Here is a 12715-nt window from a genome sequence, read left to right as displayed (position 1 = left end):
TAAACAAAGCCTGTGGAGACAATGTAAGACGTCTTAGGAATCCCCTAAGATGCAATGGTCTGTGAAACAGGAAGCCCTACCTTCAAGCATTCCGAAATGATGATAAGGTGGGGTCATTCACAAATAGTGTATTAAAATAGCCGGAGTAATGTTATAATAATTATAACATTATAACAAAATGAGGTGTATGAACTGGATAAGTCGGAAAGAAAGATAACAAAGGTTGGAAATAGCTATGGTATAACAATACCGAAAGAATTCTTGAAAGAAGCTGGAATTTCTTACGGTGATAGTGTTGAGATCGAACAAAAGAATGGTGAGATTACCATGCGTAAAAAAGAAGAATTCAAACTGCCAGAAGGAATTAGTCCTGACTTTTTTGAGGTCTTGGAACGAAATACAAAAAAACATGATGAAACAATTCGGGAATTGGTGGATCGATAAATGCGGTATCTGACGTTTAAGGAAATTGCAGCCATTAGCCAGTATATAATTGAACGATTTAGTCCCGGTGAACAAATTGGTATTAAATCAGTTGAGTTACTGGATTCGGCAGTACATCGCCCACAGCAATCAGCATTTGGTACTGATGCATATGCAACAGTATTTGAAAAAGCCGGAGCACTGTTTGAATCCGTTGCACAAAATCATGCGTTTCATAATGCGAATAAACGGACAGCATTTCTGTCATTAACACAGTTTTTATCCTATAATGGGTACGATTTTCAAATGGATAGCCAAAAGGAACAGGCTGATTTTACCGTAGATGTTGTTAATAAAAAATATACATTCGATGAGTTAGTGAGGATTATTGAAAAGTACAGTACTCGTATGGATAAATAGTGAAACGAAGGTCAATCCAAAAAGGCCAGCCTTTAAAACAGGCTTGCCTTCAGTTTTTCTATTCCATTTCCGCTACAAATCGTTTGGTAATATCCCGTGGCCGTGTAATGGCACCGCCGACAACGCTTGAGAATGCACCAAGTTCTATACACCGTTTGTCCATTTCCGGTGTCATCACATTCCCTTTTTAAGTTTACAATGCTTTCACCAATCCACCATCAACGACAAGTGTCTGTCCGGTAACATAGGTGTTGGCTTGTGAGCATAAATAGACGACCATATTCGCAAATTCTTCAGGCTCTCCGTACCGCTTCATCGGTATCCCTTGCTCCGTCCTTTGCTTTAAGTCATCCACATTCATGTTTAATTTTTCTGCTGTTAATTTATCCAGGCTGGCAACACGATCAGTCGCGATTCTGCCAGGTCCGACGGTATTAATTAAAATATTATGTTCCGCAAGCTCCTGTGATAGCCCCTTCGCCAGGCCAACAATTCCTGCCCGAAACGTGTTTGACAAAATCAGATTATCCAATGTTTGCTTTATCGATGAAGAAGCAATGTTAACGATGTGTCCACGCTTTTGCTCCTGCATGTATGGCAGTACTTCCCGAATCGCCCGGACAAAGCTTAACAGGTTCAGTTCAAATGCATGTTGCCATGCTTCATCATCAAAATCCTGAAACATCCCGGCAGGTGGCCCACCAGCGTTGTTCACCAGAACATCAATGGTCCCATTTTTCTCAGCCGCTGAAGTGATTAATAGTTTAAGCTCATCTGGTTTCGTAATGTCACAGACCATATAGTCGACATTTTCATTACCAGTTTCTTTCCGTATCTCATTTTTTGCCTTCTTCAGTTCATCTTCGTTCCGGCTTGAAATAAAAACATGTGCACCTTCAGACGCAAACAATTGTGCAGTTGCTTTGCCTAATCCTTTGCTTGAGGCCATTACGACGACGGATTTTCCTTGTAAACCTAGATTCATTAGTATTGCCTCCTATTAATAGTTTTTTGACAGATTATTTTAGTTTTTGCTTTGTTTATCTAGATGTTCAGAACTGGGTGTTCATCTTAGTATGTATCAATAATCGCTTATTTGTAAATATTTTCGCATATCCAGTTTCATATCGGTTTTCCTAGCTGGGAGCCCATCTATCGGATTGACAACCCATCCCCGTCACTATATACTATTCTAAGAATATGAATACTGCATATTCATTCAAATACCGGGAGAGGTTCTTAGCTTAAACCCTCTATAAAAAACTAAGGACAGATGACACGATTATGAAGCCATGTGCCTCCTTGGGCCGTGGTTTTTTTGAAAGTAAAGAAAGTATATAGTTTTTAGCGATATTAATTCATGATCGAGAAGAGCCATGTCCAGCTCCAGCGCCCAGCAACTAGCAAACTTCACACTCCTTCACTACGATAAGTCAACATCGGTTCGCTTCCAGCTCACCGTGTTTCCTTTATCTCATTGCGGAGTGCTCCAGTTTGTACGTTGCTAAACGGGCGCTTCCGCTTTTCTTATTGCTTATAAACGAAAAGGAGGTTTTAAAATGGCAGGGAGACGCGATGATGAATTGAAGGATATCACCCTTTTAGGTAGCCAAGGAACAACTTATGCATTTGATTACACACCAGAGGTTTTGGAAACATTTGATAACAAACATCCTAACCGGGACTATTTTGTCAAATTCAATTGTCCGGAATTCACGACACTTTGCCCGAAAACAGGGCAGCCTGACTTCGGAACCGTGTACATTAGTTATATCCCCGATGAAAAAATGGTTGAAAGCAAATCGTTGAAACTATATCTTTTTAGCTTTCGTAATCATGGGGATTTTCATGAAGACAGCATGAATATTATTATGAACGACCTGATTGAACTAATGGATCCGCGGTATATTGAAGTGTGGGGGAAATTCACTCCACGCGGCGGAATATCAATTGATCCATATTGTAATTACGGAAAGCCTGGAACTAAATTTCTGCAAATGGCCGACCATCGGATAATGAATCATGATCTATACCCCGAAAAAATAGATAACCGCTAAGTAAATGAGGGTAGCTAAGTCCTTTTCTTAATAAAAGAAAGGGTTTTGGGTTATATGTTTGTCTATTTAAATGCATTATTTGTGGGACTTTTACTAATATCAAATATTCTAGGCGTAAAACTATTTAGTGTTGGGGGATTTATTTTGCCGGCTGCCGTTATTGTTTATGTGGTAACTTATCTGATTACTGATGTGATCGGTGAAGTCTACGGGAAAGCAGCTGCAAGAAGAACTGTACAGGCAGGTTTTGTAACACAGGTTATCGCATTGATCTTTATTTTTATTGCTATCCAGTTACCGGCAGCACCGGTGTTTGGAGCACAAACTGAATTCGAGCAAATCTTAGGCGGGAGTTTCCGTGTCATACTGGCAAGCTTGCTTTCTTACATCGCCAGTCAAAATCTCGATGTAACGATTTTCCATCGTTTAAAGGCAAAGCATGGCGAGAAAAAACTTTGGCTGCGGAATAATGTATCAACAATGACAAGCCAGTTAATCGATACTATAATTTTCATTGCCATTGCCTTTTGGGGAACGGTTCCCGGAAGTGTTCTGTTAGGGATGATTATAACACAGTATGTATTTAAATTCTGCATTGCACTGGTTGACACACCGCTTGCATATTTACTGGTGAGGGTATGCAGAAAGTCAGCCAGCCATGCAACAAGTGAATTAGTCGCTGCAAAATAGAAAAATTTCAGAAACCAATTGACTTTAAACTGATTTTTTGCTAGATTGATAATAATAAGATAGTAACCAACTGCTAAATCTAATTGACTCTGCTGCTGAAGCAGGGCACATCCTTAGGTTATAACCAGTTATACAGGTAGGAACATGTTTATTTTGTGTTGCTTGTATGACTGGTTTTTGTTTTTTAAATGTAATGTCGGGAGGTCTTTTCATGGAGAATTTAATCGAGCTGGACAAAAGGTATTACATAGAGACTTGTAACTACGCTTTAATAGAGAATACAAGTCGGCTAACTGGCTGATATCTTCTATTCAGATTGTTACTGACTTCCCTGTAATATTCGCAAACAAAAGGATGGTTTTCCTGAAATATATGAATAACCTGGATAGGGCAAAATACATTTTAAATTAACGAAATATTAGCATTATGTGAGAATTGATTGGAGGGAAATGGATGAACAATGAGCAAAAGTTACTGAAAATCTTGGGAAATAAGGATGTGCTGGCGCTTGCTTTTGGCGCCATGATTGGCTGGGGCTGGGTGGTAACAGCGGGGTTATGGGTTACAGAGGCCGGGTCACTTGGTGCGATTCTTGCCTTCGCAATTGGTGGTATACTAGTAATTTTTGTTGGGCTTACTTATGCGGAACTAGCTTCAGCACTTCCGTTGGCAGGCGGTGAGCATGTCTATAGTTACAAAGCGATGGGACGGCTTGCCTCTTTTGTGACGACTTGGGCGATTATTCTTGGGTATGTATCAGTTGTAGCTTTTGAAGCTGTAGCACTGCCAACAGTTTTTGAATATTTGATTCCAAATTATAGTCAAGGATATTTATACACGATTGCCGGATGGGATGTTACCGCAACCTGGGCCGGTATTGGTATTGTAGGTTCATTGATTATCACCTGGATTAATTATCGTGGTATTAAGTTTTCTACAGCGATTATGTTTATTTTAACCTTATTGATTGCGATTGCAGGTATATTACTAATCACTGGGAGTACGGTTGGTGGAAACGTTACAAATATGCAGCCGTTATTTGAAAAAGGTATTGCCGGATTGTTGACGGTTATTATTATGACTCCGTTTATGTTTGTCGGTTTTGATGTCATTCCGCAAGCGGCTGAGGAAATCAATTTGCCGCAGAAACGAATTGGACAATTATTGATTTTTTCTGTTTTACTTGCAGTTGTCTGGTATATAGCTGTTATTTTTGGGGTTTCACGTATACTTACTCCTGCCGAAATCAGTGAGTCCAATTTGGTCACGGCCGATGCGATGGCTAAAGCATTTGGGGATAGCCAGTTAATGGGTAATATTCTTGTGCTTGGTGGTGTCGGCGGTATATTAACGAGCTGGATCGGATTCTATGTTGGTGGAAGCCGGGCGATCTATGCACTTGCTAATGCGGGTATGCTTCCGAAAAGCCTTGGGGAACTGCATCCGAAATATAAAACACCACATAAAGCAATCCTATTGATTGGAGGACTCTCGACTGTTTCTCCGTTACTTGGACGAAGAGCACTTGTATGGTTCGTTGATGCTGGTGGATTGGGACTTGTCGTTGCCTGGCTAATGGTAGCAATTTCATTTATCATTTTACGAAAAAAGGATCCGGATATGAAACGCCCATTTAAACTTCCAGGTGGCACCTTCCTTGGCTGGATCGCAGTAGTACTGGCACTCGGAATTTCCATACTATATATGCCTGGAATGCCTTCAGCCCTAGTCTGGCCTTATGAATGGGCGATCGTTGGATTATGGATTATCTTTGGAGCAATCCTTTATAAAGTATCCATCGTAAAGTATGGTAAGGAATATGCCGATGAACATATGAGAAAAGAGATTGATCGGATCGCCTAGCATCATTTTTAAAAGGGAACAATTGCCCATATCGGGTAGTTGTTTCTTTTTTGATTTTCTGTCTCCAACAAGATGAATGAGGATTTAAAATAATCTAAATAGTCATTGACATAAAAAAATGTCCTAATCTATAATGTAACTAACATAATGTCGACAATCGGCACGTTTTTAAAATTGTTCCGCATATAATTGAATATGCATGTTATATAGAAAGTACACTCCTAAAATTTTCTTTAACCTCCAGAAGAAATCGATTGTCGCAGCACTAATCCACAAAAAACTCACTTACTCTACTATAAACTATCATCCTAAAAATATTTGGCTGCAACATGGAAGCGCATTTAATCAAGAGAATGCTAGTTGGGTTCCGTTATACAGGACAGATTAATGTACGAGAGGATGAGATGGATATGTTAACATTTCCAATTACAGAATTTCAGGGGCGTTTAGCTAAAACAAAACAGCGAATGGCGAATGCCGGAGCTGATATTTTATTAGTGACAGATCCGGCGAACATGAATTACTTGACAGGATATGATGCCTGGTCGTTTTATGTTCATCAGTTGCTCATTTTGTTAATCGATGAAGACCAGCCAATTTGGGTCGGACGTGGTCAGGATGCCAGTGCAGCTGCCCATACAACTTGGCTCGACAAGGATCACATTATTCCATATGCCGACTACTACGTGCAGTCTGCAGAAAGACATCCAATGGACTTTGTCTGTGATCTGTTAAAGGGGCGAAAACAAGATAAACAATCGATCGCTGTAGAGCTTGACGCGTATTACTTTACTGCAAAAAGCTATATGCAATTGGTACAGGGATTACCAAATGCCTCGTTTACAGATGGTACGAATATGGTCAATTGGGTTCGGATTATTAAGTCAGAAAAGGAAATTTCTTATATGAAGCAGGCTGGGAAAATTGCGGAGAAGGCGATGCAAACGGCTTTTGACTCGATTAATTCAGGGGTAAGAGAATGTGACGTCGTAGCGGATATTGCTCATGCACAGATCAGCGGGCTAGAAGATTTTGGTGGAGATTATCCGGCAATTGTTCCATTGCTGCCAACTGGTGAGAAAACATCTGCCTGTCATTTGACTTGGACGGACGATAGGTTTAAACAGGGAGACCCGGTGATTATCGAATTAGCCGGCTGTTATAAGCGTTACCATTCACCACTTGCCCGAACTGCAGTAATCGGCATGCCATCCGAACAGATGCAATATGTTGCGGATTGTGTTGTTGAAGGATTGAACGCAGCGCTTGATGCAGTTAAACCGGGCATTACTTGTGAGGAACTGGAAATGGTCTGGCGAAAGGTCATTGAAAAAAACGGTATAAAAAAGGAATCGCGCATGGGTTACTCGATGGGGCTCAATTATCCGCCGGATTGGGGAGAGCATACAGCAAGTCTCAGGCCGGGAGATCGCACCGTACTTGAACCAAATATGACATTTCATTTAATCCCTGGTATTTGGATGGAAAATATGGGTGTGGAAATAAGTGAATCATTTCGTGTAACCGAAACTGGGTGTGAAATACTTGCTGACTTTCCACGTGAATTACTAATTAAACCAAATATTCGGCTTGCATAGGGACTGCTTTCGGTGACAGGTAGTACTCCTGTCACCATTCAATTAAATTCGGTGGTTTTCGGTCATTCAAGCCTTCTTCTAGATTATAGGCAGCAAGCTCTGACATTTTTAACTCTGTTTCAAAAGTAGACGATCCGATATGTGGGGTGGTCACAACATTTTTCATCTGCAACAGTGGATTGGTCACATCAACCGGTTCAGTCTCAAATACATCTAAGCCGGCTGCTGCAATTTCACCGTTTTGAAGTGCATGGATTAATTCCCGCTCCACGACTGTTTTGCCTCTGGAACCATTAATGAAGATGGACGACTTTTTCATCAGCTGAAATTCACGTCTTCCTATCATACCCTTTGTTTCTGGAGTTAGGGGAGTGATCAGGCAAACGAAATCGGATTTGCTAAGCAATGTGTCGAGACTGCAATAGGAAGCGGCAAATGTGTCCTCAACATCTGGCTTCCGTGTTCGGCTATAGTATAAAATATCCATATTAAAGCCGAATCGGGCTCGCTGTGCTATTGCTTTACCGATTCGCCCCATGCCGATAATGCCAATTGTTTTGTGGTGAACATCGGTGCCAAAATGTTCCGGCCCAACCGCTTCTTGTTTCCATTCGCCGTTTTTTACAAGCTGATCAAGTTCAGGTATTCGTCTTGCTGTTGCAATAAGAATACCGAATATCGTATCTGCCACCGTATCGGTAAGTACATCCGGCGTATTTGTCGCCATAATATTCCTCATGCTTAGCTGCTCCAAATCAAGATTATTGTAACCGACAGATACATTGCTGACGATTTTTAGATTAGGTGCTCGCTCTAGTAATTCGCGGTCAACAACCAACTCCAATCCGATAATCCCTTCCGTTTCATGTAAAAATTCCAGAAATCCCGGATCGGTTTTTGTATCGATGTTTTTAAAAAAGCGAACATCATACTTTCTTTGTAACGCTTCTAAAACAGGTTTTTCCAAGCGATTGTAAGCAATAATTTTTTTCCTCATCCTATTCCCCCCGTTTTGTTTCCTGCTATCCTAAAAATATCCTCTAATGATATAGAAGTCAATATGAAAATATAAAATTTAAAATAATTGGAATAGTAATTGACGATTGGAATAGTCTGAATTATGATGAATATATATTCGAGGAGGGAAGGCTGTGGTAGAGAAAAATCGAGCAATGCTTGACAGAGCAAACGCGATGATGAAAGAGCTTATAAAATGGCGCCGCTACCTCCATATGCACCCGGAATTAAGTTTTCAAGAAGTGCAGACATCAAAATTTGTTACCGAGGTGTTAGAAAAAATCCCAGGAATGCGGGTTGAAAAAGGGATAGGCTTTCCGACAGCAGTTGTTGGTACATTATCCTCTGGTTCGGGGCCGACTATTGCGATTCGTGCTGATATGGATGCATTGCCGATTCAGGAAGAAAATAATCATCACTACATATCACGACATAAGGGTGTCATGCATGCTTGCGGTCACGATGCTCACACTGCGATTTGCTTAGGCGTTGCCAGTTTACTAGGTGACATTTTCCAAGGTGATAAGATGCACGGAACCGTTAAATTTTTATTCCAGCCTGCTGAAGAGATGGCAGATATTGCTGGTTCAACAGGTGCACAATATATGATCAAAGCAGGCGTGTTGGATGATGTTGACTATATCATGGCACTGCACATGAGCCCGGAAAATCCGCTTGGCGAAGTGAAGATGCATGACGGTTACAGCATGGCCAATGTAGATGTGTTTGCTGCAACAGTATACGGTACTGGCGGACATGGGGCATATCCTCATTTAGGAACCGACCCGGTATGGATGCTTGGACCGGTATTACAATCTTTGCACGGAATAGTGGCGAGAAGAGTGTCTCCACTTGAAGCGGCAGTAATTAGTATTGGCAGTATTCATAGCGGTTCGGCGAGCAATGTCATTCCATCTGAAATAGAAGTAAAAGGAACCATTCGCAGCTATCATCCCGATGTCCGGAAAAAATTGCATGCCGAGCTGGGAAAGGCCTTTTCAGTAGTCGAGATTTTTAATGGAGATTATCAATTAACGATAACACCTGAAGATCCGGCATTAAAAAATGACGCTAAAGTTAATCACCATATTAAGCGAGTGATAAACGACCTGCATCCTGATTTTACGATTTTGGAAACCGCATTCGGTTTAGGAGGAGAAGATTTTGCACATATGACACAGGCTGTTCCAGGGGCAATGTTCTTTTTAGGATGTGCAGTTGAAGATGGAATAACTCGTGATTTACACACACCAAATTTTGATATTGATGAACAAGTCTTACCTGTTGGTGTATCAATTCTAGCAGAAGCTGCAAGGCGATATTTGCTGGACCATGAAGCCGATTGAGTTGTCTAATTTGTATTGATATGAAACGCACGCCACAACCCGTGTAATAACGAGGGTGGATCGGAACTCGCATGAAAGAAAGCAGGCAGAATCACCATCAAGAAAACCGCACACCAATCAATAAAGGGAGGTAAAACATGCCAGAGAAACCTGTTACCCTACGCGATATTTGGCAAGCACGAAAACGAATTACTTCCATTTCGGAAAAGACCCCATTAATATATTCTCCGGGACTATCCGAAATTGCCGGGACTTCTGTTCATCTGAAATTGGAAAATTTGAATGTGGGCGGTTCGTTCAAAATACGGGGGGCAGCAAATAAGATCCTCCATCTGACAGAGGAAGAACGAAAATGTGGAGTGACAACGTTCTCTACTGGAAATTTTGGGATGAGTGTTGCCTATATCGCAAGAAAACTGGATATTCATGCAACGATTTGTATTTCCAATCGGGTTCCCAAAGCGAAAGTAGAAACATTAAAACGTTCAGGGGCACATATTGAAATTTACGGCGACGCACAGGATGATGCCGAAAAGCGGAGTTATCAATTGGAGCAGGAAAAAGGGCTGACCGTAATCCATCCGTTTGACGACCCTGATGTCATTGCCGGCCAGGGAACTATCGGGTTGGAACTGCTTGATGAGTTACCGGAAATCGATACCGTGATAGGTGGATTATCAGGTGGCGGCCTCCATTCCGGTTTAGGAATTGCTCTAAAATCGACTGATCCGGAAATACAGGTTATCGGGTTATCAACAGCCAAGGGTGCTGCCATGTATGAGAGTATCAAGCAGGGTAAACCAGTCTCGATACAAGAAAATAACACCCTTGCTGATAGTTTGTTAGGCGGGATTGGCATTAATAACCGTTATACATTTAACATGGTGCAGCAATACGTTGATCAGATTGTTTTATTAACCGAAGAAGAATTTGCTCAGGGAATAGGGTTCATGCTCAGTAAACACCGGATGGTAATTGAAGGAGCAGCAGCATCTGGTATTGGAGCAATTTTAAATCATCAAATCCCTTTAGGTTCCCATGTAGTGGTTATCATTAGCGGAAACAGTGTCGATATGCCGGTCATTTTAGATGTTGCGGAAAGATATACATGTAACAAAGGGGAGGGCTTGCTTTGAGTAAAATATTATATAATAATCAGATTATCGGACGGAAAAATATGATTGACATCGAAGACCGAGGCTACCAATTTGGAGATGGAATCTATGAGGTTATCGGGGTTTATAATGGGACACCACTGATGTTGGATGACCATATGGAACGACTTGCAAGAAGTGCCAAAGAGGTAAGGCTTACACTGCCAAGTACGATAAATGAACTAAAAAATAAGCTTGTTCAACTGGTTGCAGCTAATGATTTAAATGAAGGTATTATTTACATGCAAATCACCAGGGGAACTGCCGCAAGATGGCACGAATTCCCCAAAAACGAAGTTCCACCCGTTACCATTGCCTATACACGAGCAGAAGAACGCATGACAGCTGTTGAGGACCAGGGTGCAGCGGCTGTCCTTGCGGAGGATATTCGCTGGCTGCGGTGTGATATTAAAACACTCAATTTGCTTCCCAATGTACTTGCCAAACAAAAAGCGGTTGAACATCAAGCCATCGAGGCCATCCTTCATCGCGGAAACACTGTTACTGAGGCAAGCGCATCAAATGTGTTCATCGTAAAAAATGGTGAATTGTACACTCATCCGGCAAATAATTTTATTTTGAATGGTATTACCAGGAAAAAGGTTTTGCAGTTAAGTAAAGGATTAAACCTGAAAGTGAATGAAACAACGTATTCAGTTGATGATTTATTGAAAGCAGATGAAGTGTTTATAACTGCAACAAAACTGGACATCGTACCAATTTTGAAAATCGATGATCAGATAATTGGTTTCGGTGTGCCGGGTGAAATTACCAAACAGATTTTGCAAGCATTTCGTTCACTTTATGAGCGGGATAATCCAAACAGGGTATGATAGTGGAGGTGCTATGTTTTGCTACATTCACCATTATTTAAATTCCAACATCCTACCGTTGCTGAAATAGATTTGTCAGCTTTCAAGGAAAATGTCCGCCAGATAAAACAACTGATAAATACTTGTAAACTATTAGCCGTGATCAAAACAAATGCTTACGGGCATGGGATTATTCCAATCGGGAAGAAAGCTGTTTATGCTGGAGCAGATGGTCTTGGTGTTACAACAGTTGAAGAGGGTGCCCTTCTCCGGGACAACGGGATTGATGTACCAATTCATATTTTAAGCGCGATCACATTAGAAGAGGTGGATGCGGTTATTCGTTATCGATTAACTGCTTCGATTTCATCCGGGGAAATTGCACGAGCAATCAGCAGGACGGCCGTACAGTTTAATCAAACAGCTATTGTACATCTCAAAATAGATACTGGTTTGCACCGTTTTGGAGTTGATCCCAAACGGGCAATTGCCTTTTGCCGATCATACTATAACCTTCCCAGTCTGAAATGGGAGGGGATCTATACCCACTTTTCCAGTGCCGATGATGGGGATTTTGCAACGACGGAACAGCAATTTGCTCTGTTTTTGGACACCGTATCCAAGTTAAACATGAACGGATTTAATTTCCCGATTCGCCATGTCGGAGGTTCAACGATTGCGATCGAGAGAAGTGACATGCATCTTGACATGGTTAGATCCGGGATTGCACTATTTGGATATCCTCCGGCTCAAAGACAACGGGGGATTATTTCCCTAAAACCAGTGTTAAAGCTGAAATCGAAAATAGTCCAGATACATGAATTACCTGCTAATACCCGTGTCGGATATGGAGGTAAATATGTTACACGTTCTATAGAAAAAATTGCCGTTGTGCCGATTGGGCATGGGGATGGGTATCAGCGGGCATTATCCAGTAAAGGGGAAACGCTTGTACACGGAAAAAGAGCCAAGATCGTTGGAATCATCTCGCTTGATCAGACGTTAATTAATGTTACCGAAATTCTTGATGTCAAAGAAGGGGATGAGGTGGTTTTAATTGGCAAGCAAGGTAATGAAGAAATTTCCGCACGTGAAGTTTCCGGCTGGGTGGATAGCATTGTTGATGAAGTGCTGGCAAGCTTAATGGAGCGAATTCCACGGATATACGTTTAACTGCCTTCCGAAAGAAGTCTCCCTCTTCAAGCCTGTTACTGGCAATCCCTAAAGGCTAAGGGGGTGATGAATTTCGGTTTGCTTTAGTAAGATGCTTGCAAACCCCAAACGCATGATCCATAATAGGGTTAGGAGGTGCATTCATGTTACTGAATCAAAAAT

At 41.4% G+C, this 12715-nt stretch carries 12 protein-coding genes, 1 pseudogene and 1 riboswitch; of the genes and pseudogenes, 10 read left to right on the top strand and 3 right to left on the bottom strand.

Going from position 1 to position 12715, the window contains the following annotated elements:
- Positions 1-183: 183 nt before the first annotated feature.
- Positions 184-444, top strand: coding sequence for an AbrB/MazE/SpoVT family DNA-binding domain-containing protein (locus IEX12_RS22035; RefSeq protein ID WP_088052815.1), 261 nt, complete (start codon positions 184-186; stop codon positions 442-444).
- Complete coding sequence (locus tag IEX12_RS22030; RefSeq protein WP_088052816.1) at positions 445-843, top strand: type II toxin-antitoxin system death-on-curing family toxin; 399 nt, start codon at positions 445-447, stop codon at positions 841-843.
- A gap of 58 nt (positions 844-901) precedes the next feature.
- On the opposite strand, the pseudogene IEX12_RS22025 reads toward IEX12_RS22030, so the two are convergent.
- Both IEX12_RS22025 and IEX12_RS22020 read right to left on the bottom strand, forming a co-directional pair.
- Positions 902-1030: pseudogene (locus IEX12_RS22025) on the bottom strand (N-acetylmannosamine-6-phosphate 2-epimerase); the annotation flags it as partial.
- Between the two features lie 6 nt (positions 1031-1036).
- A complete protein-coding gene (locus IEX12_RS22020) occupies positions 1037-1828 on the bottom strand; it encodes an SDR family oxidoreductase (RefSeq protein WP_088052818.1) in 792 nt (263 codons plus the stop codon).
- A 241-nt stretch (positions 1829-2069) separates the two neighbouring features.
- Positions 2070-2116, top strand: a riboswitch (PreQ1 riboswitch).
- 286 nt (positions 2117-2402) lie between these two features.
- Here IEX12_RS22020 and queF point away from each other — a divergent pair.
- The 4 genes from queF (at position 2403) to IEX12_RS22000 (ending at position 7051) form a co-directional block, all read left to right on the top strand.
- Positions 2403-2900 (top strand): preQ(1) synthase, encoded by a 498-nt coding sequence (queF, locus tag IEX12_RS22015; RefSeq protein WP_088052819.1) that lies wholly within the window; start codon positions 2403-2405, stop codon positions 2898-2900.
- Between the two features lie 54 nt (positions 2901-2954).
- Complete coding sequence (locus tag IEX12_RS22010; RefSeq protein ID WP_102414826.1) at positions 2955-3590, top strand: queuosine precursor transporter; 636 nt, start codon at positions 2955-2957, stop codon at positions 3588-3590.
- A gap of 453 nt (positions 3591-4043) precedes the next feature.
- On the top strand, positions 4044-5453 hold the full coding sequence (locus tag IEX12_RS22005; protein ID WP_088052821.1) for an APC family permease: 1410 nt from the start codon (positions 4044-4046) through the stop codon (positions 5451-5453).
- A 410-nt stretch (positions 5454-5863) separates the two neighbouring features.
- Positions 5864-7051 (top strand): M24 family metallopeptidase, encoded by a 1188-nt coding sequence (locus IEX12_RS22000; RefSeq protein WP_088052822.1) that lies wholly within the window; start codon positions 5864-5866, stop codon positions 7049-7051.
- Between the two features lie 31 nt (positions 7052-7082).
- Here IEX12_RS22000 and IEX12_RS21995 read toward each other — a convergent pair whose 3' ends face one another.
- Positions 7083-8048, bottom strand: a complete 966-nt coding sequence (locus IEX12_RS21995) for a 2-hydroxyacid dehydrogenase (protein WP_088052823.1) — start codon at positions 8046-8048, stop codon at positions 7083-7085.
- Between the two features lie 175 nt (positions 8049-8223).
- On the opposite strand from IEX12_RS21995, the gene IEX12_RS21990 reads away from it, so the two are divergent.
- From IEX12_RS21990 to alr, 4 genes are all read left to right on the top strand, one after another.
- A complete protein-coding gene (locus tag IEX12_RS21990; protein WP_088053555.1) occupies positions 8224-9414 on the top strand; it encodes a M20 metallopeptidase family protein in 1191 nt (396 codons plus the stop codon).
- A gap of 137 nt (positions 9415-9551) precedes the next feature.
- On the top strand, positions 9552-10550 hold the full coding sequence (locus IEX12_RS21985; RefSeq protein WP_088052824.1) for a pyridoxal-phosphate dependent enzyme: 999 nt from the start codon (positions 9552-9554) through the stop codon (positions 10548-10550).
- Positions 10547-11401, top strand: coding sequence for a D-amino-acid transaminase (gene dat, locus IEX12_RS21980; RefSeq protein WP_102414827.1), 855 nt, complete (start codon positions 10547-10549; stop codon positions 11399-11401). Before IEX12_RS21985 ends, dat begins: the two co-directional genes overlap by 4 nt.
- A gap of 18 nt (positions 11402-11419) precedes the next feature.
- Positions 11420-12553 (top strand): alanine racemase, encoded by a 1134-nt coding sequence (gene alr / locus IEX12_RS21975; protein WP_102414828.1) that lies wholly within the window; start codon positions 11420-11422, stop codon positions 12551-12553.
- Positions 12554-12715 lie beyond the last annotated feature (162 nt).

The organism is Lentibacillus populi (assembly GCA_014642895.1).
In the GTDB taxonomy this organism is placed as follows: Bacteria; Bacillota; Bacilli; order Bacillales; family Amphibacillaceae; genus Lentibacillus_C; species Lentibacillus_C populi.
Note: the sequence above shows the minus strand (reverse complement) of the source record. Positions and strands in the feature narration are given on the sequence as shown.